This is a genomic window from Phycisphaeraceae bacterium (genome assembly GCA_019454185.1).
Taxonomy (GTDB): domain Bacteria; phylum Planctomycetota; class Phycisphaerae; order Phycisphaerales; family UBA1924; genus JAHBWV01.
The window spans coordinates 157,985-183,348 of the sequence record CP075368.1; the positions used below are offsets into that span (position 1 = coordinate 157,985).

Genomic DNA, 25,364 nt, shown 5'->3' on the forward strand with positions numbered 1-25,364 from the left:
GAGTCAGCGGTGGAGATACAGATGGCGAATGGTTGGAACAACTCGTTCTCGCGGCGTGATCTTCTGCGTGCCGGGCTTGGCACAGCGTTGGCGGCATCGGCGGGGCTGGGGATTCCTCGCGGCGCTCGGGCATCGCTCTTTCAACCGGGGCTTGTGCCCCAGCCGCCGGCGCGGGCCGATGCGTGCATCTTCATCTGGCTGCCCGGGGGCGTGGCGCAGACAGACACGTGGGATCCGAAGCAGTACACGCCGTTTGTCGCGGGCATGAAGGGGTCGGATCTTCGCGGCACGTGCGAGCCGATTCCGTCGGCGGCCGACGGCGTCATGCTCGGCGCGGGGATGGAAGAGATCGCATCGGTCATGGACAAGGGGTGCATCCTGCGTTCCCTGTCGAACGACGTGATGTTCGGCGCGATCCACCTCAAGGCGCAGTACTACGCGATGACGGGATATCTGTTCCCCGCGGGCGTGAAGGCACCCAGCATCGGCGCAATCGTGGGACGCACGCGGGGCCGAAGGCACGAGCAGATCCCGCCCTACATCTATATCGGACGAGATATTGACTCTTCGGATGAGGAACGCATCTTCATCAATGAGTACATCGGCCCGGGTTTCTACGGCGTTGAGCACGCGCCGTTCATGATTCCCGATGCGACGCAGGGGCTCGCGACGCTCTCCGCCGCGGCGGGGATGTCCGTCGATCGGCTCGATCGGCGGCAGCGGTTGCTCGGCGACCTGGCCCGTGCTTCGGACGCATCGCTGCGGGATGCGCCGCGGGCTCAGGAGTATCTGAAGGCGATGGACGATGCGCGGGCGATGATGGACTCGCCCGTGAAGCGGGCGTTCGACTACACGAAAGAAGAGTCGCCCGAGACGATCGCGGCGTATGAGCCCCGGATCGCCAACGCGGACCTCTACGAGCCCGGGTACGACAACGGAAAGCGATTCGGGCACGGGCTGCTGTTGGCTCGCCGGCTGGTGGAGTCGGGCGCGAGATTCGTGCAGGTCGAGTACCAGTACGGGCCCTTCAAGGGCTTCGACATGCACGAGCACGGGGCGCGCCGCATGCGCGAGATGAAGCAGCAGTTCGACGCCCCGATCGCGCAGCTCATCCGCGACCTCGATCAACGCGGCATGCTGGATCGCACGCTGGTCGTCATCGGCACCGAGTTCGGGCGGACGATCGCGAGCCAGCCAGCAGCGGGCACCGAGCCCGACGGCGCTTCAGAGACGCACGACGGCTCCGACCTCGTGATCGAGCACGAGGGGATGTACGGCTTCCACGGCCACTTCAGCAGCACAAACTGCATGGCGTTCTTCGGCGGGGGCTTCAAGCGAGGCGTGGCCTACGGCAAGACCGCCGACCATCACCCGATGGTGACGGTAGAGAACCCCGTGAAGCTGATCGATGCGCACGCAACGATGTACACCGCGCTCGGCATCTCGCCGGAGACTTCGTATCTCACGGAGGAGCGACCCTTCTACGTGACGAAGGACGGAAAGGGGAAGCCGGTGCAGGGTCTGCTGGCGTAGCACGTGGGCGCGGGGTAGATCGCGGGGTCACTTCTCGTTCTGGTCGCGTCCGATGCCGCTGAGCCAGCCGAGTCGCCAGAAGATGGTGAGCATGACCGCTGCCAGCCCGACGGAGATGACCCAGAAGAGTCCGTACCCGTGCTGCCAGCCGAGCTCGGGCATGTTGCCGCGCTTGCTGGTGTCGAAGTTCATTCCGTAGACGCCGGCGAGGAACGTCAGGGGGATGAAGATGGTGCTCATGACCGTGAGCAGGCGCATCACCTGGTTGGTGCGATTCGAGAGACTTGAAAGGTAGACGTCGATGAACGATGCCCCGAGTTCGCGGTAGGTCTCGATGATGTCAACGATCTGGATGACGTGGTCCGCGGCGTCGCGCAGGTACGGCTTCACGCTCTCTTCGAGCAGCGGATGGCCGTCGCGCATGAGATGCGAGAGGGCTTCACGCAGCGGCCAGGTCGCGCGGCGCATCGCCATCAACTCGCGCTTGAGCGCGTAGATATTGTGCAGGGCGGCGCGGCTCGGCGCATCGATGATCTCGTCCTCCATCTTCTCGAGTTCCTCGCCCACACCCTCGAGCGCGGGGAAGTACCCGTCAACCACGCCATCCACGATCATGCAGCCGAGGAACCCCGCGCCGTGGGTGCGCAGCGACTGCTTCCCCTGGCGGAGACGCTCTCGGAGTGGATCGAGGCAGTCGCCCGGCGTCTCCTGGAAGGTCGCGACGAACCCGTCGCCGATGGCGATGGCCATCTGCTCCCATGCGAAGCCGTGCTCGGGCTCGCGCTGGGCCAGACGCACAACGATGAAGAGCACCTCGCCGTAATCCTCGACCTTGGGCCGCTGGCCGACGTTGACCGCGTCGGCGAGCAGCAGGTGGTGCAGCCCGAGCGCTGCGCCGATCTGCTGGATCAGGGCGTGGTCGCGCAGCCCCTGAACATCGATCCACACGGTGTGCCCGGGGCGACGCTGCTGGATCGGCCCGAGATCGCCGGGGCGGAGCTCGGATTCTTCGAAGGAGTCCGCGGTATACGACATGATCTTGACGCGCGTCGGCTCGGCCTCGGGCTGGGTCACAAGAGTGCCAGGCGCGGCGGCCGTCTGCGTGAAACGCCGGTAGTACACGCCACGATGCTTCAGACGCCGACGCTTGCTCATAGGGGGATAGATCGGCTGGAATGTGCGCCCAAGCCCAACAAGCCATCTCCACGGCCCACTCCCAGAGCCCGCTAGAGTTGAGTCCATGACACCGAACAGCACCAAGCCCCGCATCCTCACCGGCGACACCCCGACCTCGACCGGCCTGCATCTCGGCCATTACGTCGGCTCGCTGGAGAACCGCCTCGCGTTGCAGGATTCCTACGACTGCTACTTCCTGATCGCGAACGTCCACGCGTTCACGACGCTCGCGGAGAAGCCGGACGAGATCCGCGCCAACACGATCGGGATTGTGAAGGATTGGTTGGCGGTGGGTCTTGACCCGGAGCGATCGACGTTCGTGCTCCAGTCAGAGATCCCGGCCATCGCGGAACTCACGTTCCTGTTCGCGATGCTCCTGCCCTTCAACAAGGTGATGCGGAACCCGACGCTCAAGACCGAGATCGAGAGCAAGGGGCTGGGCGACCACTACTCGTTCGGCTTCCCGATGTACGCCGTGGGGCAATGCGCCGACATCCTCGCGTTCCGGCCGGAACTCGTGCCGGTCGGTGAGGACCAGGAGGCGCACATCGAGATGTGCCGCGATGTCGCGCTGAAGTTCAACCAGGTCTACGCGGGCGTGGGGAATCGTGTGCTCCCGGAGGAGCACGTGAAGGCCGGGGGTGTCTTCCCGATTCCGAAAGCGAAGATCGGCCGGATCGCACGGCTCCCGGGACTGGACGGCGTCAACAAGATGAGCAAGTCGCTCAACAACGCGATCTTCCTGTATGACGACGAGAAGACAGTCCAGAAGAAGATCAACAAGGTGACGGTGCTGCCCGATCCGGCGACCGGGCTGGTCTCGCAGGACCACATCCTCCTGAAACTCTGCGATGCGTTCCTGCCGAAGGAACGCGCGGAGGCAATCCGCGCCGAGTACGCGAGCGGTAAGGAGGTCATGCACGGGCATGTCAAAGCCGAGCTTGGCGCGGCGATCAACGCGCTGCTCGCGCCCATGCGTGAACGCCGCGCGAAGCTGGATGGGGAGCGGGGCGATGCCATCGTGCAGGATGTGATCCGGAAGGGTGTGCGCCGGGCGAACGCCGTCGCCGAGGAGACGTTATACGCGTCGAAGAAGGCGATGAAGATCGACTTCGGGACGAGGACGGTGGGGTGAGCGAGCAACTCGAGCAGCGGCGTCTTGTCCGACTGCTCATCTGTGGACTCGCGTTCGCGGGGTGCGCTGGGACGGTTCTGGTTTCCTGTTGCTTTGGTGCGGCCTTGCCTCTGCTTCGTGAGGGTTTGGCTGGTCAGAAGGTTGCTCTTCCGATCGCCGGCTCAGTCTCAATGACCTCTGTATTCGCATGCCTGTTCGCGATGCCGCTCTTGGTGCGCCGGTCTCGACTGGGCTTCGAGATGCCACTTCGTGTGGTCGTGTCGATCCTGTGCGCGTTGGCCGCGGTGATGAACGTCGTTGCGTTCGGGCTTGAGGGGATTGCCTACGCCGCAGCTCCCGCTGTCGCTTCAGTTGTAGTATGGATCACTCCCACGCCCTTGCCGCCATACTGCTGCCACAAGTGTGGCTATGACCTGAGGGGAACTCCCAGAGTGGGCGAGAGACCTCGGTGTCCCGAGTGCGGGTCCGTTCGGCTCACACGCGATACCGAGATTCCGTCGTGATGCATCGTGACTCGTGCGAACGCTGGGTGAGCGTCTACTTCCGCAGCAACTCGTACGTGATGAACGAGACCTGCACCAAGAGCAGCATCGCGCCCTCCACGCGAGAGATGTGCCTGTTGTGCGTCCGTGACATGGGGATCAGCATCAGCCCGAGCACGCACATCGCAACGATCGACGGGAGCGCGTCCGGCGCGGGTGGCGCGGGCGCAACCAGGCCGCACACCGCGAAGATCGCGCCGATGTTGAAGAGGCACGATCCCGCGACGTTCCCCACGGCCAGGTCGGCCTGACCCTTGCGGACCGCGATGATCGACGTGATGAGTTCCGGCATCGTGGTGCCGATCGCAACCACCGTCAATCCGACGACGCGGGGCGAGAGGCCCAGCCCGACCGCGATCCCGCCCGCTGCATCCGACGCGATCGAGCCGCCGACACTGAGCAACGCCATGCCCACAATCGCCAGCACAAGGGCCATCCAGAGCGGGCGGACTCTGCCGACGATCGAGTTCTCGCTGGTCTGGATTTCGAGCGGCTTGTCCACTGTTCGAGATCGCAGCCCGGCCCGGATCGCGACCGCGCTGTACGCGCCGAACGCCGCGATCAGGATCAGCGGCTCAAGACGCCCCCCGGCCGCGTGCTGGAGATCGACCGAGAGTGACGTCGCGAGCATCAGCACGAACATCCCGATCATCAGCGGGATCTCGCGCCGGACGATCTGGGCCTCGACGGCGAGCGGTGCGATGAGCGCGGCCACGCCGAGCACAAGCCCCATGTTGCAGATCGAAGCCCCGACCACGTTGCCGAGCACCAGATCCGGCTTCCCCTTGATCGCACTTGTCAGGTTGAACGCGAGTTCGGGTGCTGAGGTTCCCCACGCCACGAGTGTCAGCCCGATCAGCAGCGTCGGCACGCCGAATCGCTGGGCGATATCGACCGCCGCGGAGACGAGCACCCGCCCGCCGACCAGCAGCATCCCGAGCCCCGCCGCGAAAAGGAGGAAATCCTTCATGTGCAGATTATTCCGCGTCTCGGGCACGCTCGCGAGCGAGGCGGACGCACGCTACGCTGGGCGAGCCGATGGAAGGCGAGCGTGAATCAACCGGGCGTTCGGAGAGCCGCCCCCGGCGGGTCGGGCTCGCGGTCTCGGTGCAATCGATCGGCGTCTGGGTATCCCGAGGGCTGGCGATCTCAGGCGCCTGCGCTGTGGCGATGCGCCTGGGCGATGCGGTTCCGCAGGGCGACACGGTCCTGCCGCTTGTCGAGTGCTTCATCGTCGGCGCGTACTGGCTCGTGCGTCTGGCGACGGGCAATAGGCCGCCCGTGCCCAGAGACTGGCCCCACGCGCTCAGGCGGCTGGCCCTGCTCGCGGTGGGTCGCAACGCACCGGACGCCGCGACCGCCCTGCGGATGTTCGACGCGCCGATGCTGATCCTGCTTCTCGCGGCTGCGGTGGTGGGGGGGCTGACCGCCGGCACGGATTCAACCGTTGCGATCCGCCTGTTTGAAGGCGCGATCCTGCTCACGTGCGCTGTCGAGGTGGTGCGCGGGGTGCGAGGAGCACTCAAAGTGGTTCCCGGAGCGTTCATGCTCCCGCTCTGGTTTGCTTCGATGATCCTCGCGTGCGCGGGGCTGCTCAAGCTCCCCGTGTGCACGCCGAGCGGCATCACGTGGACGGACGCTCTGTTCACCGCCACATCGGCGGTATGCGTGACGGGGCTCGTGGTGCGCGACACAGGGACGGGATTCACCGAGGCGGGACAGGGGGTGATCCTGGCGTTCATCCAGTTGGGCGCGCTCGGCATCGTGCTCTTCGGGGCCGGGCTCTCGATTCTGTTCAGGCGAGCTCTCTCGCTGCGCGAGCACGTCTCGATGCGTGAACTGCTGGAGCGGGGCTCGATCGGCGATCTGTGGCGATTCGTCGTCTTCGTGCTGCTCGCAACGCTGGCGATACAGGCCGTCGGCGCGGGGATCATGCTGCCACTTTGGCGTGCCGAATCCGGCGAGTCCCTCTCGATGGGCCGCAGGGTCTGGCTGAGCGTCTTCCACAGCGTGAGCGCGTTCTGCAACGCTGGGTTCGATCTGACGGGGTCAAGCATGATCCCGTATCGCAACGCCGCGCTGCCGTATGTTGCTGCCATGCCGCTGATCATCCTCGGGGGCATCGGCTTTCCCGTGCTCGCCGATGTGCTCAAAGTGCTCAGGGCAAGGCGCCGCAGTCGTCGGGCCGTGGCGGGGCGAGTCCCGCGCAGCCGGGCGGCTTCCGCGGGCCTCTCGCTGCACTCGAAACTGACGCTGACGACGACGGCCGCACTGCTCGCGATCGGGTTCGTCTCGATTCTGATCGCGCAGAGCTTCGGCAGCCACGCCGCGATGCGCCCCTGGCACGGAGAGATCGCGGATGCGGCGTTTCTCGCCGTAACGCCTCGCACGGCCGGGCTCGCCAGCGTTCCAACGGAGGAACTCACGCCTGCCTCAGTCATCGTGCTGATCGGGTTGATGTTCGTCGGCGGCTCGCCTGGTTCTGCGGCGGGCGGGATGCGGACAACGACCCTCGCGGTGCTTGTGCTGTCGATTCTGGCGACGGTGCGGGGTCGGTCGGAGACGGAGGCGTTTGGGCGAGCGATCCCCGAGACGCTGGTTCGCAAGGCCGGCGCGATCGCGATGTCGATGATGCTCCTGGCGATGGGCTCCGCGATCATGCTCGCGCTGACCGACCCGGGGCCGATCGGACCGCTGGCGTTCGAGGCGGTCTCGGCCGCGACCACGACCGGGCTCTCGCTCGGCATCACGCCCGATCTTTCCACGGGCGGGCGTTGGGTGCTGATCGGGACGATGCTGCTGGGGCGTATCGGGCCGCTCGCGTTGCTCGGAGCGCTGGTGATGCGTCGGCCCCCGTCGCGTGATTATGTCTTTCCTCGTGAGGGTGTGAACCTGAGTTGATCGCGGGCGCTTGGTGCCCGCCAGGAGGCGGAACGATGCCACAGGATTCGAGCGGGCCGGTCGCGGTGATCGGGCTCGGGCAGTTCGGGAAGGGGCTCGCGGTCTCGCTCGCGGCACGGGGTGTTGAGGTCATCGCGATCGATCGAAGCCGCTCGATCGTGGAGGACCTTCGCGACGATGTCACGCTCGCGGTCGCGTTCGACGCCACCGATGAGGATGCGCTCCGCGCGAACCTCCCTCAGAATCTCTCCGCTGCGGTCGTCGGCATCGGCAACAACTTCGAGGCGACACTACTCGTCACGGTGCTTCTCAAGCAGCACGGCGTCGGGCGTGTGATCGCCCGCGCGGCGTCCCCGCTCGCAGCACGCATCCTCGCGAAGATCGGTGCGGACGAGGTGGTGAACCCCGAGGAGGAGTCGGCCGACCGCTGGGCCAACCGGATCCGCACCCCCAACCTGCTCAGCCACATCGAGTTCCACGAGGGGTACAGCATCGTCGAACTCGGTGTGCCCAGAGCATGGGTGGGGAAAACACTGATCGAACTCAACCTCCGCGCCAAGGCGGGGCTGCACGTTGTGGCTGTCAAGCGCGTCCGCCCGGCCCATCACGGGTCAGTGCCCGCAGGGGCGACGGTCCGATCTGGGGAGCCGGAGGCGCGAATCGAGGTCCCGCTCCCGACCGAGCCGCTGCGAGATTCCGATGTCCTGATTCTCATGGGGAAGGACGAGGACTTTGCGCGGATCGAGGCGTGATCACGCCCCGGAAGGCGACGGAGCCAGGGGCGGGCGGGGGTTTGGCCGGGGTGGAGAGCTTGGCCTATCCTTCCCTTCCTGCGAATCGGTCGGCCCGCTGAATATCTCGCGTGTGCGGGAGGCGGTGACACCCGGTTGAAGCAATCGCCCCTCAGGGGCTGCCGCGCGTCCGAACAACGGCGCGGCAAGGGCATCCGAACTCGCGACACTCGCCGACCGTGTCACGATCAGACGGGCCCAGACATCCGGGACACCCCCGGGAAGACCACCGTTCTCATGATCGACCACAATCTGATCGGCGCCCTCGGCGGCAACCTCGACGCGGAGCTCGAGCTTCTGATGGGATCCTCCAAGGGCGGCATGGACGCGCTGCTCGGGGACAAGATCGGCGACCTCACGCCCGGCAAATTGATCAAGGGCAAGGTCATCGGTTTCCAGGGCGACGGCGTCGTCGTCGAGGTCGGGCTGAAGTCCGAGGGACTGATCCCGCGTGACGAGTTCGACAACATGCCCGAACTCAAGGTCGGCGACACGATCGACGTGCTGCTCGAATCGCTCGAGGGCGAGGACGGCACGGTCCAGGTCTCCAAGCGTCGCGCCGACCGCATGCTCAACTGGCAGCGCATCATCGACACGCAGCGCGAGGGCGACGTTGTCGAGGGCATGGTGACCCGCAAGATCAAGGGCGGCCTGCTCGTCGATATCGGCGTGCCGGTCTTCCTGCCCGCCTCTCAGGTCGATGTCCGTCGCCCGGGCGAGATCGGCGACTACATCGGCCGCAAGGTCCGGGCCCAGATCCTGAAGATCGACACCGAGCGGAAGAACATCGTCATCTCACGGCGCAAGCTGATCGAGGACGAGCGCGATGCCGCGAAGAAGCGCCTCATGTCCACGCTGAAGGAGGGCGAGGTCGTGACAGGCACGGTCAAGAACATCGCCGACTTCGGCGCGTTCATCGACCTCGGCGGGATCGACGGCCTGCTGCACATCACCGACATGTCCTGGGGCCGGATCAACCACCCCAGCGAACTCCTCAAGATCGACCAGAAGATCGAGGTCAAGGTCCTCAACATCGATCGGGAGAAGGAGAAGATCGCGCTCGGCCTCAAGCAGCGTGAGGCCTCTCCGTGGGAGGAGATCGAGAAGAAGTACCCCGTCGGCTCGCGCGTCCGCGGCGCGGTCGTCAACCTCATGTCCTACGGCGCGTTCGTCCGACTGGAGGACGGCATCGAGGGTCTCGTCCACATCTCCGAGATGTCGTGGACCCGTCGCATCAACCACCCGTCCGAGATGGTGCAGCCCAACCAGGAGGTTGATGTCGTTGTCCTTGAGATCAACAAGGACAAGCAGGAGATCTCGCTCGGCATGAAGCAGATCGACGTCAACCCGTGGGAACTCGTCGGCGAGAAGTACCCCCCGGGAACGGTCGTCGAGGGCAAGGTCCGCAACCTGGCCAACTACGGCGCGTTCGTCGAGATCGAGCCCGGCATCGACGGCCTGCTCCACATCTCCGACATGTCTTGGACCCGCAAGGTCACCCACCCCAACGAGGTCGTCAAGAAGGGCGACTCGACCCGCTGCGTCGTGCTCGAAGTCGATCAGGAAAAGCAGCGCATCTCCCTCGGCCTCAAGCAGCTCACCGAGGATCCGTGGGTCACCGCGATCCCCGAGCACTACAAGCCCGGCATGGTCGTCCGCGGCGCGGTCACCAAGATCACCAACTTCGGCGTCTTCGTCGAGCTCGAGTCCGATCTCGAAGGCCTCCTCCATATCTCCGAGCTGGCCGACCACAAGGTCGAGAACCCGCAGGATGTGGTCAAGCCCGGCGACGAGGTCGACGTCAAGATCCTCCGCGTCGATACAGGCGACCGCAAGATCGGCCTCTCCCTCAAGCGTGCACAGTGGGGCGACAACACCCAGACACGCGACGAGACCGCCGATCGCGCTGCAGGCGGCACGCCCAAGCCCACACGAGGCGGCATGGACACCCACGGCTCCATGGGCACCGACAAGATCCAGCTCTGATCAGATCCTGATCGACGCCTGAACCTCTGATCTCACACCAGCCCCGGCCATCTGGCCGGGGCTTTTCATTCCGGTGGCACTGCTCTCCAGAGCAGCGCAGGCCGTGGGCTGGGCCCGTAGGTCTGGAGACAGGTGGCACCACAACCGACACGCCCCGACCTTCCAGGCCGGGGCGTGTGATCGATCAAGTCCCGTGATGAAGGGGACGGTGCAAGGCAGTCTGAGGCGGGCGGTCTGGGGTACTCGCCCGAAACGACAATCGCGACGCCGGCCCGCGGGGTTCCTTACCCTGTTCAGAAGGAAGACCTTCAGCAGAGGGCCAGGAAGCTCAACGCGGCAAGCATCGCGATCCGGAGGCGGCTGTCAGACATGGTAAGAAGTGCTCTCAGCATCTTTGGGTGTCCTTCGCACATCCATGTTCAATGGGCGTGCCAGGCCACCATGCCCGACGCGAGAACGCGTTTCCAGAGCCCCAGAGGGGGTCAGGTCCGCGAACACAGCATACCAGAAACAACACCGTTGTGTGCGTGCAACACACACCGCCAACACCAACCTCCCCTGCAACGCAGATGGCATCAAGTATGGTCGCCGCTCTTGTGTGCTCTGCTCGTGGTTCTCGGACTTTCCGCGGCTCCTCTCTTTCCCGGACGGGCCGTCGCTCAGGGGCTCCCCGAGCCCGCCGAGGCGATGGCCGCGTTCAACAAGGTCCGCGCGTGGGTCGATGCGATTTCGATCCCGCCGGATTCAGACCTGTCGCACGCCGCACTCCCCGATTGTCCGGCGTCGGTCACGATTCGATACGCCGGGCGCATCGTGGGCCGGGGCGTCTCATTCGCGCCCGGGCGCGGGGTAGCGATCCGAGAGGCCTCGGCGCGAGCCATCCGCGAGGCCTCGGGACGCGTGCCGATCCCGGTGGATCCGGATCTTCGGCGCGAGGTTGCCCGATCCCTCGTGCTCTCGCTCGAGTTGGCCTCTCCACCCGTGCCCGTTGCACCTGACGCGATGAAGGACCTCTACCTCACACTCTCGCCCGGAATCCACGGCGTCGCGGCACGTTTGGGCGATCGCGTCGAGGGTCTCTTTCCCGGCACCATGCTCGCCACCGGCACAGAGCCCCGGGCCGCGATCGGCGCGGTCGCCTCAGCGGTGACCGGCTCTCCCGAGAACGCGATCAGAGATCCATCGCAAGTTCGCCGAGATCTTGGTGTGTCGTTCATGACGTTTCGCACGACGCACCTGGCGCAGACGGGCGCGGGCGCATCGCCTCACTTTCTCTACCGGGGTTCGGGGTTCCCATCGACATCGCCACCGACTGTGCAGGATCTGGAGTCGCTGACGGATCGCATCGTCTCCAATCTTCTCTCACGCGAGACCGAGCCCGGCGAGAGAGCCGGCATCGCGGGTACATATCTCCCGCTGCAGGATCGCTACGAGCCCGCCGTCGGCTCGCCGATCGAGCAGGGACTGGTCGCGTTCGCGCTCGCCCGTGCGGCCCGCCGTCACGGCGGAGAGAAGGACGTGCGAGACCACGCCGCGCGGCTCGCTCGCAGGATCATCGAGGATCTCGCGTTCGTCGGCCCGGAAGAGATCGCACCCGATGCCTCGCCGATGTCCGCTGCGATCGTCTCCATCGCGACGCGTGCGGCTTTCGATGCCGCCGAAGTGCTTCCAGATGACGTTGCCGCCATGCTCCGCTCGTGCGATCGACGGATGGATGAGGCCGAGGTTGGATCGCTCTCCGGGCCGGAACGCTCGTTCCTCGCATGGGGAAGGTCGGTCCGGGCTCGTTACTCCGGCTCGCCGGAGCACGTCTCGATGGCGACGAAGCTCGTTCGCGAGGCGTTCCTGAACACTCCCGCGCCGATGATCGTCGGCCAGATGCCCTGGCTGCTCTGGGCGGAACAAGCGCTCGCGCCCGCAGAAGGGCCGATCCCAGCCGCTGAGTCGCTCCGCCAGATGAGAGCAATCATCTGGACGCACCAGATCAGGCCCGAAGACGGCGGCGACGATGGCGCGGACATGGTGGGGGGGATCCTCTTCACCGGGGCATCGAACCCACTCCCGACCGCTCAGTCTCTCCGCGCGATCGCCGCGGCATCTTCCATGATCGCCGATCAGCGTCTGACCCCGCCCGAGGAGTTACCCCGCGAACTCGCGCGCCTGCTCGGCGGTGTCCGGTTCATCGGCTCGCTGACGGCGGACGAGGCGACATGCCACATGTACGCGTCCCCCGAGCGAGCAAATGGCGGTGTGCGTGCATCGCTCTGGGATCAGCGCATGCCGCCGGAGGCCGGCGCGCTCGCGATTCTGATCCTCTGCGACCTGCTCGATGTCGTCTCTCCCATCCCGAGCGCGGGTCCGAACACTACGGGGGATGGCCGCGCCGAGGCCGAAACGGGCATCGAATCAGGCGGGTGAACCACCTCGGGGACCTGGGTCGTTCGGTAGAAGTGGCGGGGCTTCGATCCGCCCTGGCCATCTCGCTGAAATGCTCGGAAAGAGGGCCGAATCAGGGTCGGAAACCGGGATTCTGTGGGGTGTGAAACCTACCATTCCGGAGCGCGCCAAGGCGCGTTCCGGGAGCCCCGCCGCATGGCCGAACAGGACATCGTGACCAACGACGGATCGTCATCGCCGGCGCCCGATGAAGCGGGCCGGATGATGGACACCGACATCGGCAGAGAGCTGAAGGATTCATACCTCACTTACGCGATGAGCACGATCATGGACCGGGCGTTGCCCGATGTCCGCGACGGTCTCAAGCCCTCTCAGCGGCGCATTCTCGTCGCGATGAACGTGCTCAAGCTGCGTCCGAACAAGAAGCACCTCAAGTGTGCGAAGATCGCTGGCAACACGTCGGGCGACTACCACCCGCACGGCGAGAGCGTGATCTACCCGACCATGGTCGGCATGGCCCAAAAATGGAAGATGCGCGTTCAGCTGATCGATCCGCAGGGCAACTTCGGATCGATCGAGGGAGACCCGCCGGCCGCCATGCGTTACACCGAGGCACGCCTCACGCACGCCGCAGTCGACATGCTCGCCGATCTTGAGTTCGAAACCGTCGATGAGCAGCCCAACTACGACGACCGCCTGATGGAGCCGACGGTGCTCCCCGGCAGGTTCCCCAACCTGCTGATCAACGGCGGGCTCGGCATCGCCGTCGGCATGGCGACGTCGCTCGCGCCGCACAACCCGACCGAGGTGCTCGACTCGATCGTCCGCGTCATCGAGAAGCCGACGATCTCCCTCGGCGAGCTCATGACCGACGAGGTCGATGCCGACGGCAAGGTGACTCGCGTGGGCATCAAGGGGCCCGACTTCCCGACCGGCGGCGTCATCATGGGCCGCGCCGGCATCATCGAGGCCTATTCCTCAGGGCGCGGGCGCGTCTACGTTCGAGGCATCTGCCACGTCGAGCAGACCAAGTCCGGACGCGACCAGCTCGTCATCGACAGAATCCCCTACGGACTGGGCCAGAACGGCCTCGTCGAGAAGATCGTCGAGGGCGTCAAGGAAGAGCGTCTGGAGAACATCTCCGACGTACGCAACGAGTCCGGTCGCGAAGCCCAGACACGCATCGTCATCGAACTCAAGAAGGGCGCGGACCCCGCTGTCGTCGAGCGGCAGCTCTACGAGCACACGCCGCTCCAGCAGACCTTCAGCATCATCAACATCGCTCTGGTCGGGCGCCGTCCCAGGACGCTCGGCCTCAGAGAGATGATCGATTGCTACATCAACCACCGGGTCGAGGTCATCCGCAGGCGCACGAGCTTCCTGCTCCGCGAAGCGAAGAAGCGGGCCCACGTCCTCGAGTCCCTGATCTATGCGGTCTGCGACATCGACGAGGTGATCCGGATCATCCGCGCCAGCACCACGCGGGAAGAGGCCATCCAACGCCTGATGGAGCGTCGATTCCGCATCCCGCCGACGCACCCGCACCACGCCGCGCTCCCCGAGCGCCTCCAGCGCCAGCTCCTTGCCGCCGAATCGCAGGGCGGCGTCGCGCTCTCCCGCCTGCAAGCCGAGACCATCGGCAACATGCGATTGATCCAGCTGACCGGGCTGGAGATCGAGCGTCTCACCGGCGAGTATCGCAGCGTCGTCAACGAGATCGAGGGTTACGAGCGGATCCTCGGCGACGGGCAACTCGTCCTCGACATCATCAAGAGCGACTGCGCCGATATGCGTGCCCGCTACAACGCGCCCCGCGTCACACGGATCGAAGAAGCCGCGGAAGATATCGACGTCGGCGCGCTGATCCAGGAGCACGACGTCGCCGTCACGATCTCTCACGCGGGCTATGCCAAGCGTGTCCCCCTCGACACATACCGTACACAGAACCGGGGCGGGAAGGGCATCATCGCCTCCGACGCCAAAGACGACGACTTCATCGAGCACCTCTTCGTCGCCTCCACGCACGACGACCTGCTCTGCTTCACGAACACGGGTCGTGTCTTCAAGAAGCGGGTCTTCGAGCTCCCGGAAATGACCCGCACCTCCAAGGGAAGGGCGCTTGTCAATCTCCTCGATCTCCGCGAGGGTGAGCGCTGCCGCGCGTTCCTCACCGTCAAGAACTTCGAGTCTTCGAGCCAGTTCCTCACATTCGTCTCCGAGGGGGGCATCGTCAAGCGCACCGCGCTGAAGGAGTATCGCAACGTCAACCGGGGCGGCATCATCGCCGTCGGGTTGAAAGAGGGCGATTCACTTCTCGCCGTCACCCTCACAGACGGAAACGACGACATCCTCCTCGCGACCGCGAACGGCATGGCCATCCGCTTCAACGAGCAGGACGCACGCCTGATGGGGCGAGCCGCCGCGGGCGTCAAGGGAATCGAACTCGAAGAGGGAAACAAGGTCATCGGCGTCGTGCCCATCCCCATGATCGAGGATGCCGACGGAGACCTGATCACGCAGGATCCCACGCTCACGCTCCTGACCGTCACCCAGAACGGCTACGGCAAACGCACCGCGCTCGACGAGTACCGCGTCGCCCCGGAGAGCGGCAAGATGTACTCCCAGACCCGGGGAGGCAAGGGACGCGCCGACATCAAGACTTCGGAAAGAAACGGGCTCTCCGTCGCAGCACTGGGTGTCAGAGACTCCGACGAGATCGTGGTCGTCACCAAGGGCGGCCAACTCGTCCGGCTGCCCGCGACCTCGATTTCCGTCATCGGGCGCGGCACACAAGGCGTCCGCGTCGTCTCCCTCCACGATGGCGATCAGGCGATCGCGGTCGCCCGCGTCGAGGAAGACTCCGATCAGACTCCTACCGCGTGATGCTCGGTCCAGGGGTAGAATGGCTTCAGTATGGCGATCGAATGGTCAGATGACATCGTGCTCTCCGAGCTCTCCGACGAGCCCATGCTCTCGGAAGAGCTGAACGCGATCGCCGATCGCCTGGCCTCATTGGAGCCGGACACAACGCCCCACGTGGTGCTGAACCTCGGTCGCGTGTCCTATCTCAACTCCTCGAATCTGGCGCAGCTCCTCCGCATCCGCAAGCTCCTCGCTGCCGCGGGACGCATCCTGAAGCTCTGCGCCGTGACGGACGAGGTCTGGTCCGTGATGATGGTCACAGGGCTGGACAAGGTCTTCCGCTTCGCGCCGGATCCCATGACCGCGCTCGCGGGCATCCAGCTCGAGGACGAAGCCCGCGAGGGCTGATGCTCTCCTGGGCTGTGGTCCGCGCCGGTGTCCGCGTCCGGACGCGTGCTCAGTCCAATCTGTAGAACGCGACCTCGCCCGCGATGTACCGCTCGGTCTCCGGCTCGGCCCGGGTTCCCGTGCGGACAAAGCCGCACCGCTCCAGAACGCGGATCGAGCCGAAGTTCGTCGCCGAGACTGTGGCGTAGATCGGTCGGGTCTCGATCTCAGCGAGGAACGCGCGCAGTGCGCGTGTCGCCACGCCCCTTCCCCATTCCGATCTCTCGATCCAGTACCCTACATGGTCGAGACCATCAGCGCAGAACCTCGAGATCCCGCCGATGACCCTTCCTTCGCGCACGATCACGCGGGCCGTGATCGTCGGATCCGCCCGATTCCGCAGCCACACACGCTCGAACTCGGCGCGATCACGCGCCTTGGTGCCGGCCATCCGATTCGCATCCGCGTCGAGTTGCATGAGGTAGAGCGCGGGCACATCCTCCCACGCAACATCGCGAAGCGTGATGACAGGCGTTCCTGCGTCCCGGGACGGCTCATTCGTGTGGCGATCGGACATCAGAAATCACTCATTCGCAGCGTGGCTCGCTCGCGGCGGCGGTAGGGGGCTGACGCTATCCTGAGGCACCATGAAGATCCACACACGCCGTGCATGCCTGCCGCTCCTTGTCGCTCTCTTCGGATTGTTGCAGGGCGGATGCGTCTTCGAGAACATCCGCGACATCCGGGATGATCTGCGCGTCACCAACGACCAACTCGACCGGACCGAGCAACTCCTTACACAGCTCGAGACCGTCAACCCCAAACTCGCCGACCTTCAGGCCCAGATCGACAGCACCCGTGCGCGGCTTGAAACCATCCAGTCGATCGATGAGTCGCTGATCTCCATGAACGAGACGCTCCAGTCCGTTGACAAGTCGCTCGCATCGCTCGATCGCCACCTCGCGTCGCTTCGCAAGACGCTCGAGAACATCGATTCGACGATCCCCTTCCTGAAGTTCGCCGATCCCGGGAAGCAGGAGGAGGCCGAAGAGACTCCGCCGCCGGACGCCGGGCCGGCGGGCGATGCTGCGCCGCCCCCCGATCAGAAGTGATCGCCGGCTTTGCGACGGTCGTGCTCGATCCCGGATCACCACATCCACTGCGACGGCGCAAACTCGAACCCTGTGCCCCGCTGGCGCACGTGGCCGAACGCCGGGAATGGCAGGTGTGCGCCGGAGATGAACGCGCGGTCCGAGGCGATGCGGTCGAGCATCCGGCGGCGCACGCGCGAACCCTCCTCAGGGTCGTAGTCGAACGCCACACGCCATTCCGGATGAGGCATCCCGAACGAGACGTGGTGAACCAGATCGGCAACGTACACCAGTTCCTCGCTCCCGGATGCGATCCGCAGGCCGATGTGCCCCGGCGTGTGACCTCCGAGCAGCATCGCATGCACGCCCGGCGCGATCTGGTCCTTGTCGCCGATCAGGTCGAGCCGGGGCTTCATCGCGTCGAACGCGGCATTCGCCCCTTGGATGAACTGATCGAGCGTCGGCTTGGGCAACGGTGACCGCGAGAGGTCCGGAGCCGGCCCCCGCCAGAAATCGTGCTCCACGCGAGAGACGAAGAAACGGGCCTTCGCGAACGCGTCCGCGGCTCCACCCCCGACAAGCCCCCCGAAGTGATCGGGATGCGCGTGCGTCAGGACAACCGCATCGATCTCGCCCGGCTTGAAGCCGGCCCGAGCCATGTTCGCGAGCAACTTCCCCGTCGCCGGGCCGAACAACTCGCCGCACCCCGTATCGACAAGGATGGTCGCGTCCGGCGTCCGCACGAGAAGCGTGTTGACCTGACCCATGACCTGATTGGATCTCAGGAACGCCTCACGGAGCGCGTCGTCAAACTCGGCCGCACCAGTATCAAAAGCCAGACTCGCCTGCGGGTCCTCGAACCTGAATGCACCATCGCTGATGAGGAAGAGATCGAACTCGCCGAGTCTCATGCGATAGAAGCCGGCGCCCTGGAGCGACGGATCCGATCCCGGCTCGGACGAAGCGTGCGAGGCACGCCCGAACCCGCCCAGAGCGGCGGTCGCTGCGCCAAGCCCCGCAAGCCCCAACGCCGAGCGGCGTGATAGCCGCACTGTTCCGATCTCTGCCGCCCTCGTCATGGTGAGTCTCCCTGTGATTCAGAGTTCGAGCACGCCTGAGATGCCCTCATGCCATCATGCGTTTCGGGCTCACCAGCCGTGCGCGACCCGAGTCTCACGCGCTCGCCGCAAGCCGAACCAGAATATCAACGAGGTTGTGGTCGAACGCACCCCGCGTGATCACCTCATCCGCCCCCGCGTCCCGTGCCTGCTGCATCAGGTCCTTCTTGACGTGTGGCGCGAAAGCAAGAACCCGCAGTCTCCCCCCGACGGGGTCGGCCCGGAGTGTGCGGAGCAGGTCCAGCCCCGCCACCTCCGTCTCAAGGTCCAGGATCAGGGCGACCGGGGCCGAGTCCGCGAGACGCTGGGCGAGCATGTCGGGGTTCCGGACGGGGCGGCAAGGCAGCCCCAGATCCTCCGCCGTCGCCTTGATGCGGGTCGCCCATACCAGATCGGATGCGAAGTACAGGATCATGCGGCTTTGGCCCAAAGGATGGGACGGATTCTTGTCGATTCGCACACTGCGACGGCCAAGAATGTAGACCGCTCCTGAATGGTCAGAGCGGCCCCTGTTTGGAATCCGGGCGCGAGTCGTCCTCGAAGGCCCGATGCAGCAGGTTCATCCGATCACCCGTTCCGGAAAAGTGCCATGACCACCATGACGGCGCCCAAGGCGCACGCGGCTGAACAGTCCAGCAACGGCATTCTCCACGACGTCGGTCTCCCCGACGATCCCAACAATCTCTACACGCAGACCGTGGGCTCCATGCTCCACGCCGCGGAGAAGATGAATCTTCCGCGCTATCTGCAGTTGATCCTCGCGCAGCCCAAGAACGAGATCATGGTCCACTTCCCCGTGAAGATGGACTCCGGCAAGTACGAGCTCTTCAAGGGCTACCGCGTCCAGCACAACAACGCCCTCGGCCCCTACAAGGGCGGCCTCCGCTTCCACCACGACGTCCACCTCGACGACGTCAAGTCGCTCGCCTTTCTCATGACCATGAAGTGCTCCCTCGTCGGCGTCCCCTACGGCGGCGGCAAGGGCGGCATCAAGGTCGATCCCCGCAAGCACTCCGCGACCGAGATGGAGCGCATCGTCCGACGCTTCACCGCCGCCATCGCCCACCAGATCGGCCCCGACTATGACATCCCCGCTCCCGACGTCGGCTCCAACAGCCAGCACATGGCCTGGATCGCCGACACCTACACCTTCCTCTCCGAGATCGGCGGCCACAACCCCGGCGCCGTCATCACCGGCAAGCCCATCGAGTACGGCGGCTCTCTCGGGCGTGAGAAGGCGACCGGACAGGGCGTCGTTGACACACTCGTCGAGATGCTCCCCGAACTCAAGCTCAAGCCCGAGACCAGCACCTTCAGCGTTCTCGGTTTCGGAAACGTCGGTTCCTGGTCCGGCAAGATCTTCCAGGACAAGGGCGCGAAGATGACCGCTGTGGCCGACCACACCGGCTTCATCCGCAACGACAAGGGCATCGACGCCAACGACCTCGCGGCCTATGTCCAGCAGAAGGGCGGCGTCGCCGGCTACACCAAGGCCACCGCCATCACCAAGGAAGAGTTCTACAAGACCCAGGTCGATGTCTTCATCCCCGCCGCGCTCGAGCAGATGATCCAGGAGCCCGAGGCCAACATGCTCAACTGCAAGGTCGTTGCCGAGGGTGCAAACGCCCCGACGACGCCCGCAGGCGAGCGCATCCTCCAGAAGCGCGGCATCGAGGTCCTCCCCGCCATCCTGTGCAACGCCGGCGGCGTCACCGTCTCCTATTTCGAGTGGGTCCAGAACAAGACCTTCCAGACCTGGGAGCTCGAGCGCGTCGACCGTGAACTCAACAAGCACATGGTCAAGGCCGCCGGACGCACGCGCGACGCACGCCGTAAGTACAACTGCGACCTCCGCACCGCCGCATACGCCGCCGCGTTGGAGCGCCTCCAGAAGGCCTACGAGGCCCGCGGCATCTTCCCGTAAAGCTCAGGTCCGAGACGCCGGACAATCAGCACGACCTTCGCAAGGCCCCGGCAGCGCATGCCGGGGCCTTTCTGTTACTGCCGTGTCGCGCTGCGACAAGCACAAGGTGGATCGCCCCGGACAGCACACGTGAAACAGGGCAATCTGGGGTGTCGAGCGAGAGTTCAAACGTGAGCGATGCGCAAAAGAGCCCCGTGAATCTATCTGAATTGCGGATGGGTCAATCCACGCAAGCAGAACGCTCGTAAGATCTGCACGAGAGACGCGCCGGGGGTCATAGCCCGGTGCCATGACAATCCCACTTGATTGATGAGGAGAGACCCGATGCGTTCAAAGTTTGTTGTCGCCGCGCTGAGCGCGGGCGCGATGGCTGTTTCCGCCTGCGCCGATGTCCTGTCCAACTGGAACCTGATCGTCTTCAACGATCTCACCTCGACCCAGGAGGTCGAAGGCCGCACCATGGTCGGGCGTGACCTGAACACCGGCGCGTCAAACTACGGCACCATGCTCCACCGCCCCAGCCACCTCGGCGTCGATGTCCTCATCGTCGGCCGAAACCTCAACGGAGGCAACGTCCAGATGGAGGCCGGCAACCTCCGCCTCGGCGGCACCCGCACCGGCAACGTCAACTTCAACGGTGGCGGCATGCAGATCAACGATCCCGGCGCGGCCTCGATCGTCTCCGCCGCACGCTCCGAGGTGCAGTGGATCTCGAACCACCTCGCCGGCCTCGGCGCGACCAACACGGTCTCCATCCCGATGGGCTCCCCCGCTCCCGTGAACTTCTCCGCTGTTGCGAACATCGACGGCGTGGCAGTCTTCAACGTCGACGGCAACCAGCTCTTCGGCAACGGCTTCGTGCAGCAGTTCGACATCGCGATGAACAGCGCGGCCAGCGTGATCATCAACGTCTCGGGCACGAGCATCACGCACAACCAGGGCAACTTCCTCGGCGGCTTCAACAGCGCCAACGCCTCCAAGATCCTCTGGAACTTCTACGAGGCCGAGACGCTCAACATCGAGCGAGCCCTGTACGGCGCGGTCCTGGCGCCGAATGCCCACCTGACCAACGGCAACTTCATCGCCGGCTCAGTCGCCGTCGAGAACTTCACGCAGAACGGCGAGATCCACCTCCCGACCTACGACGGCTACGTTCCCGCCCCCGGCGCACTCGCGCTGATCGGCGTCGCGGGGCTCTTCGCCTCTCGCCGGCGCAACTGAGCCGTTCACGGTGATCACAATCTGACGAGGCCCCGGTCACCTGGCCGGGGCCTCGTTGTCTTTACAACGCGTCTTTCAGATCGGGCCGCGACGCCCCGCGCCCTTCACGAGCGACTCTCTCGCCTCGACCGCCATGCGATCGCAGCGTTCGTTCTCGGGGTGCTCGCTGTGACCCTTGATCCAATGGAAGCGGACCTCGTGACGCGACGAGAGCGCGTCGAGTTCCATCCAGAGTTCCTGGTTCTTCACCGGCTTCTTGTCGGCCGTCTTCCACCCCTTCTTCTTCCACCCGTGGATCCAGCTCTTCAGCCCATCCAGCACGTACTTGGAATCGGAATAGAGATCCACCACACTCGGACGTTTCAGCACCGACAGCCCCTCGATCACCGCACGGAGTTCCATCCGATTGTTCGTCGTGTCGTGCTCGGCCCCGCTCGCGGCACGCTCCTTCCCGGAGACCCCGTGCTTGAGCACATACGCCCAGCCACCCGGGCCGGGGTTTCCAGAGCACGCCCCGTCTGTGTGCAACTCGACATGGGGCTTCGAAGCCGGGACCGATTCTCCCCTGGCTCCGCCATGCTGCTTTTCTGCGCTCATCGCAACTCCCCGGACTCGCGCGCAAGCCGCTCGAGCGCGAGATCGTGCGCCCGGTGATACGCCGAACCGAGGCGGCTCCAGTCAAAGTCCCAGCTCTTGCTCTCAACCGCGTTCCGCATCGCGATCCGCCCGCGCCGATCAAGGCGGCAATACGCCAGCATCCAGCGGGCCAGATCCGCTGCCGCCTCATGAAACCCGCGCCCACGCCGCTTCAGCACGGTCATCCCCCATGCGTCGTGGTCCGGGTGGCGATCTGCGACATACCCGCCGAAGCCCGCAAGGTCAGAGGTGATCGCCGGCGTGCCGGCCGCCATGCACTCCAGGGGCGTGTATCCCCACGGCTCGTACGCGCTCGGGAAAACACCCAGGTGCGTGCCGCGCACGAACTGGTCGTAGTCCATCCCCCACAGCGGGCTTGTCGGCGAGATGAACTCCGGGTGATAGACGATCTTCACCGGGTCATCCGGCCGGTTGCACAGCCCGAGATGCCGTATGTGACTCAGGACCGGATCGGACCAGTCTCCCTCGACGTGATGCGACACGACGGGCGGGAGGCCGTTCCTCCGGAAGGCCTGCTGCATCCGCCGATACCGCAGCGACCAGTACGGATCGACGAGCGCGTCGAGGTTCGCCCGCTGGCCGGCCGCCGCGAGCGGGAACATCCGCTTGCCGACGCCCTCCAGGATGCTGTTGCAGACGTTGTCGAGCTCGTTGAGCACGCCCCGCAGCCGCAGCGACTCGGGGTCGATGGTCCGCGTCTGTCTCTGCGTGACGATGAAGAAGACGACGTTGAGCCCGAGATCGAACTCCTTGATCTGCGCGTTCAGACGCGCGAGGGCCTCCAGGCACAGATCGAATCCCTTGTTCTTCGGCTCGAATCGCCCGCTCGTGAACATGTAGATCGTGCGGTCCAGATCGAACGCGTATGACGGGAAGAAGTACCCCATCACGAACCGATGGATCGCTTCCTTGTGCGTCGCGTGCAGCGTCTGGAACTCGTGCCCCACGTTGTTGAGCGAGACATTCAGCCCGTTCGGCGTGAACAGGTCGGGGACGCGACCCAGCAGCGCGCCGCACTCCTCACCCGTGATCGGCGAGACCGTCGTGAACACGTGCGACCCGTGCGCACACGCCCGCTCGTAGCCGTGGATCCCCTTGATGTTGTACTTGGCCGCCTCCGCCGCGTGATCGATCGACCACAGCCGGTCGTAGAACCCATCCTCGCTCGATGCCATGTAGCGCCCGAGAAGCGTCGCATGCGTGGTGAACACCGTCGCGACGGGGAGCTCTGCCTTCCGGATCATCGGTATCGCAAGCCCTCCCAGCCACTCGTGAAAGTGCGCGATGATCCTCCTGTGAGATCCGTGCGAGGGCTCCTCCGATGGGTCGTCGCCCGCGTGCTCGCCTGCGGGTGCCGCTCGCATCTCGCAGACACGCGTGAGAAACCGTCTGACGCTGTCGCCGAACACGATCGCCTCGTCCACCAGCCGGTCTCCGCCGGGCGACTCGATCGAATGATCAGACCACAACTCAAACTTGAGTTTGTCGATCTCCTGCCACTGCACCGCGCGCTCGATCAGCAGCACCCGCGGGTTCCCCGCGATCAGCCACCGCCCGTGGTGGATCCTGATGCCCTCGGACTCCAGCGACTCCAGCACCCGCCCGAGCCACCGAGGAGGGCGGGACGGCTCGAACTCGACCGACGCCTTCTGCTCCACATACGGACCAACCAGCCAGTAGCGATTCGGCCAGCGCGCCGTGATCAGCGCCGCCTTCGAGCGAAGGACCTGGTAGATCCCCCCCACCTGGTTGCACACCTCCGACGAAACCTCGAACAACACGCCGTCCGCCACGCCATGCAGCGGCGAGGGCGCATCCGGGTCCGGGCTCCGAGTGATTCGTTCGCGTCGCTTCGCCATCGGTCGCCACTGTATCACACCTTTCTCAGACCGCTCTGGCTCCAAGCCCGAGCCGGTCAGGCCGCCGGGCGACGCTGCCGCGCTGTCGGTCCTGACCTGGCCTGCAACGTGCCCACCACGCGCAAAGATCGCAGCCATGAGCGGTCCGCGGTGGTTATCTTGTGGCGTCAACCCACCCGAACCGCCGACCAAGTGAGCCGAGAACCCGGGCACCATCCCGCGCGCAAGCGTCCGCGCCGCGGCTTGCTCCACATCCGGGGCAGGACACCGAGTTCTTTGCCATGGCTGTACTTACGGTATGATTCGAGCATCGGAACCCCGGAGACACGCGATGAACGCCAACGCGGGTCCGGGGAGACACACCCGCCGCACCTGTGCGCCGGGCAAGGATTGGTTTGCCGGTCGATCCAAGGGCCTCCCACAGAGAGGCCATCCAAAGGAGGTCTTTATGAACGTTCGCACGCTCGCCGCATACACACTCGCCGCCGCATCGTCGATTGCGCTCTGCGCCGGAACGGCGCAGGCACAGAACGACTGGCAGTTCGCCGGCAACAACACCGACATCTTCTTCACGGGCGGAAACGTCGGCATCGGCGTCGGCACGCCCCTCTTCCCCTTCAGCATCCAGGCCAACGGGCCCTCTCGCGCCATCAACGCCGTCAACAACACCTCCTCGGGCACCGTCTACGGCCTCTGGGCCCAGGTCCTCTCGCCCGCGGGTCGTGGTGCGATCGGCTTCTCCAACGCAACGACCGGAACCGGCTCCGGCTTCTACGGCCAGTCGAACTCCACCGATGGTCGAGGCGTGGTAGGCCTGCACAACGCCACCACCGGCCCCGGCAACGGCGTACTCGGTCAGACAAACTCCACCACAGGACGCGGTGTCTACGGGCTTGCTCCCGCGGCGACTGGCCAGACCTACGGAGTCTTCGGCCAGGCGAACTCGTCGATCGGCACCGGCGTCGCGGGAGTGACCAACTCCTCCACCAACGGCGCCAACACCATCGGCGTCTCCGGCATCGCCAACTCCTTCAACGCGGTCGGCGTCGCGGGCCGCGGCAACGGTGACTCAGCGGGCGTCGTCTACGGCGTCCTCGGTATCACCTCCACCATCAACGGCTTCGGCGTCTTCAGCAACGGCGCCACCGGTGCGTCCGGTGCGAAGAGCTTCGTCATCGATCACCCCAACGATCCCGCAAACAAGTTCCTCGTTCACTACGCCATCGAGAGCCCCGAGCCCTATCTCATCTACCGCGGCACCGTCGTGCTCGACGGCACCGGCTCCGCCGTCGTCGAACTCCCGCACTACTTCGATGACATCAACACCAATCCCCAGTACCAGCTCACGCCCATCGGCGCTCCCGCACCCATGCTCCACATCGCCAGCGAAGTCTCGGACAACGAGTTCGTGATCTCGGGCGGCGTCCCCGGCATGAAGGTCTCCTGGACCGTCACCGCAACACGCAACGACCTCTGGGTCCAGCAGAACCCGCCGGTCGTCGAGCGTGAGAAGCCCGTCGCCGCACGTGGCAAGTACCTCCACCCCGAGCTCTACGGCCTGCCCGAGACCGCCGGCATGTTCTACACGCCGCCCGCCCCTCTCGCAACGCCCGAGGTCGGTGTGATCGGAACGCCCACCAAGCCGGGCAACGCGACCGGCGTCTCCCTCTCCGGCACGCGCTGATCTCTCGCCATTCTCACCACGCGATACGACGCGGCCCCGATCAACCGATCGGGGCCGCTTTGCATTCAATGAGCCCAAAGGGCGCACAACACTCGTGCCG

The 25,364-nt window shown here is 65.3% G+C and carries 19 protein-coding genes; 12 read left to right on the forward strand and 7 right to left on the reverse strand.

Translation table 11 applies throughout. From position 1 onward, the window contains the following. Positions 1-21: 21 nt before the first annotated feature. Complete coding sequence (locus KF838_00590; GenBank protein ID QYK48364.1) at positions 22-1,533, forward strand: DUF1501 domain-containing protein; 1,512 nt, start codon at positions 22-24, stop codon at positions 1,531-1,533. Positions 1,534-1,560: 27 nt separating this feature from the next. On the opposite strand, the gene corA is transcribed toward KF838_00590, so the two are convergent. Continuing rightward, positions 1,561-2,688 (reverse strand): magnesium/cobalt transporter CorA, encoded by a 1,128-nt coding sequence (gene corA, locus KF838_00595; GenBank protein QYK48365.1) that lies wholly within the window; start codon positions 2,686-2,688, stop codon positions 1,561-1,563. 85 nt (positions 2,689-2,773) lie between these two features. Here corA and trpS point away from each other — a divergent pair, with 85 nt between their 5' ends. Next, positions 2,774-3,844, forward strand: coding sequence for a tryptophan--tRNA ligase (gene trpS / locus KF838_00600; protein ID QYK48366.1), 1,071 nt, complete (start codon positions 2,774-2,776; stop codon positions 3,842-3,844). A 537-nt stretch (positions 3,845-4,381) separates the two neighbouring features. Here trpS and KF838_00605 read toward each other — a convergent pair. Beyond that, positions 4,382-5,356: a calcium/sodium antiporter gene (locus KF838_00605; protein QYK48367.1), complete on the reverse strand. Its 975-nt coding sequence runs from the start codon at positions 5,354-5,356 to the stop codon at positions 4,382-4,384. Positions 5,357-5,424: 68 nt separating this feature from the next. Between KF838_00605 and KF838_00610 the strand changes: the two genes are divergently transcribed. From KF838_00610 to KF838_00635, 6 genes are all read left to right on the forward strand, one after another. Then, positions 5,425-7,287 (forward strand): hypothetical protein, encoded by a 1,863-nt coding sequence (locus KF838_00610; protein QYK48368.1) that lies wholly within the window; start codon positions 5,425-5,427, stop codon positions 7,285-7,287. 35 nt (positions 7,288-7,322) lie between these two features. After that, positions 7,323-8,039, forward strand: coding sequence for a TrkA family potassium uptake protein (locus KF838_00615; GenBank protein ID QYK48369.1), 717 nt, complete (start codon positions 7,323-7,325; stop codon positions 8,037-8,039). Positions 8,040-8,315: 276 nt separating this feature from the next. After that, a complete protein-coding gene (locus tag KF838_00620) occupies positions 8,316-10,064 on the forward strand; it encodes a 30S ribosomal protein S1 (GenBank protein QYK48370.1) in 1,749 nt (582 codons plus the stop codon). A 609-nt stretch (positions 10,065-10,673) separates the two neighbouring features. Beyond that, a complete protein-coding gene (locus KF838_00625) occupies positions 10,674-12,482 on the forward strand; it encodes a hypothetical protein (GenBank protein ID QYK48371.1) in 1,809 nt (602 codons plus the stop codon). 174 nt (positions 12,483-12,656) lie between these two features. After that, complete coding sequence (gyrA, locus tag KF838_00630) at positions 12,657-15,344, forward strand: DNA gyrase subunit A (protein ID QYK48372.1); 2,688 nt, start codon at positions 12,657-12,659, stop codon at positions 15,342-15,344. Positions 15,345-15,374: 30 nt separating this feature from the next. Beyond that, positions 15,375-15,731, forward strand: a complete 357-nt coding sequence (locus tag KF838_00635; GenBank protein QYK48373.1) for an STAS domain-containing protein — start codon at positions 15,375-15,377, stop codon at positions 15,729-15,731. Between the two features lie 49 nt (positions 15,732-15,780). Here KF838_00635 and KF838_00640 read toward each other — a convergent pair whose 3' ends face one another. Beyond that, positions 15,781-16,287, reverse strand: a complete 507-nt coding sequence (locus KF838_00640; GenBank protein QYK48374.1) for a GNAT family N-acetyltransferase — start codon at positions 16,285-16,287, stop codon at positions 15,781-15,783. A 70-nt stretch (positions 16,288-16,357) separates the two neighbouring features. Here KF838_00640 and KF838_00645 point away from each other — a divergent pair, with 70 nt between their 5' ends. After that, positions 16,358-16,822 carry a hypothetical protein gene (locus KF838_00645; protein QYK48375.1) on the forward strand — a complete coding sequence of 155 codons (465 nt, stop codon included), beginning with the start codon at positions 16,358-16,360 and terminating at the stop codon, positions 16,820-16,822. A gap of 35 nt (positions 16,823-16,857) precedes the next feature. On the opposite strand, the gene KF838_00650 is transcribed toward KF838_00645, so the two are convergent. Continuing rightward, the gene (locus KF838_00650) at positions 16,858-17,880 is read right to left on the reverse strand and encodes an MBL fold metallo-hydrolase (protein QYK48376.1); all 1,023 of its coding nucleotides are present in this window, start codon (positions 17,878-17,880) and stop codon (positions 16,858-16,860) included. A 94-nt stretch (positions 17,881-17,974) separates the two neighbouring features. Next, positions 17,975-18,334, reverse strand: a complete 360-nt coding sequence (locus KF838_00655; GenBank protein QYK48377.1) for a hypothetical protein — start codon at positions 18,332-18,334, stop codon at positions 17,975-17,977. A gap of 174 nt (positions 18,335-18,508) precedes the next feature. On the opposite strand from KF838_00655, the gene KF838_00660 reads away from it, so the two are divergent. Then, positions 18,509-19,843 (forward strand): Glu/Leu/Phe/Val dehydrogenase, encoded by a 1,335-nt coding sequence (locus KF838_00660; GenBank protein QYK48378.1) that lies wholly within the window; start codon positions 18,509-18,511, stop codon positions 19,841-19,843. Between the two features lie 324 nt (positions 19,844-20,167). Beyond that, on the forward strand, positions 20,168-21,064 hold the full coding sequence (locus KF838_00665) for a choice-of-anchor A family protein (protein ID QYK48379.1): 897 nt from the start codon (positions 20,168-20,170) through the stop codon (positions 21,062-21,064). A 75-nt stretch (positions 21,065-21,139) separates the two neighbouring features. On the opposite strand, the gene rnhA is transcribed toward KF838_00665, so the two are convergent. Beyond that, complete coding sequence (rnhA, locus tag KF838_00670; protein ID QYK48380.1) at positions 21,140-21,661, reverse strand: ribonuclease HI; 522 nt, start codon at positions 21,659-21,661, stop codon at positions 21,140-21,142. Then, a complete protein-coding gene (locus tag KF838_00675) occupies positions 21,658-23,580 on the reverse strand; it encodes a glycosyltransferase (protein QYK48381.1) in 1,923 nt (640 codons plus the stop codon). Before KF838_00675 ends, rnhA begins: the two co-directional genes overlap by 4 nt. A gap of 448 nt (positions 23,581-24,028) precedes the next feature. Here KF838_00675 and KF838_00680 point away from each other — a divergent pair, with 448 nt between their 5' ends. Next, positions 24,029-25,264: a hypothetical protein gene (locus KF838_00680; GenBank protein QYK48382.1), complete on the forward strand. Its 1,236-nt coding sequence runs from the start codon at positions 24,029-24,031 to the stop codon at positions 25,262-25,264. The last annotated feature ends 100 nt before the right edge of the window (positions 25,265-25,364 follow it).

Bases quoted from the DNA above. Each gene is read 5' to 3' on its own strand.
- KF838_00590 (QYK48364.1), top strand. From the start codon at position 22: ATGGCGAATGGTTGGAACAACTCGTTCTCGCGGCGTGATCTTCTGCGT.
- corA (QYK48365.1), bottom strand. From the start codon at position 2,688: ATGAGCAAGCGTCGGCGTCTGAAGCATCGTGGCGTGTACTACCGGCGT.
- trpS (QYK48366.1), top strand. From the start codon at position 2,774: ATGACACCGAACAGCACCAAGCCCCGCATCCTCACCGGCGACACCCCG.
- KF838_00605 (QYK48367.1), bottom strand. From the start codon at position 5,356: ATGAAGGATTTCCTCCTTTTCGCGGCGGGGCTCGGGATGCTGCTGGTC.
- KF838_00610 (QYK48368.1), top strand. From the start codon at position 5,425: ATGGAAGGCGAGCGTGAATCAACCGGGCGTTCGGAGAGCCGCCCCCGG.
- KF838_00615 (QYK48369.1), top strand. From the start codon at position 7,323: ATGCCACAGGATTCGAGCGGGCCGGTCGCGGTGATCGGGCTCGGGCAG.
- KF838_00620 (QYK48370.1), top strand. From the start codon at position 8,316: ATGATCGACCACAATCTGATCGGCGCCCTCGGCGGCAACCTCGACGCG.
- gyrA (QYK48372.1), top strand. From the start codon at position 12,657: ATGGCCGAACAGGACATCGTGACCAACGACGGATCGTCATCGCCGGCG.
- KF838_00635 (QYK48373.1), top strand. From the start codon at position 15,375: ATGGCGATCGAATGGTCAGATGACATCGTGCTCTCCGAGCTCTCCGAC.
- KF838_00640 (QYK48374.1), bottom strand. From the start codon at position 16,287: ATGTCCGATCGCCACACGAATGAGCCGTCCCGGGACGCAGGAACGCCT.
- KF838_00645 (QYK48375.1), top strand. From the start codon at position 16,358: ATGAAGATCCACACACGCCGTGCATGCCTGCCGCTCCTTGTCGCTCTC.
- KF838_00650 (QYK48376.1), bottom strand. From the start codon at position 17,880: ATGACGAGGGCGGCAGAGATCGGAACAGTGCGGCTATCACGCCGCTCG.
- KF838_00655 (QYK48377.1), bottom strand. From the start codon at position 18,334: ATGATCCTGTACTTCGCATCCGATCTGGTATGGGCGACCCGCATCAAG.
- KF838_00660 (QYK48378.1), top strand. From the start codon at position 18,509: ATGACCACCATGACGGCGCCCAAGGCGCACGCGGCTGAACAGTCCAGC.
- KF838_00665 (QYK48379.1), top strand. From the start codon at position 20,168: ATGCGTTCAAAGTTTGTTGTCGCCGCGCTGAGCGCGGGCGCGATGGCT.
- rnhA (QYK48380.1), bottom strand. From the start codon at position 21,661: ATGAGCGCAGAAAAGCAGCATGGCGGAGCCAGGGGAGAATCGGTCCCG.
- KF838_00675 (QYK48381.1), bottom strand. From the start codon at position 23,580: ATGGCGAAGCGACGCGAACGAATCACTCGGAGCCCGGACCCGGATGCG.
- KF838_00680 (QYK48382.1), top strand. From the start codon at position 24,029: ATGAACGTTCGCACGCTCGCCGCATACACACTCGCCGCCGCATCGTCG.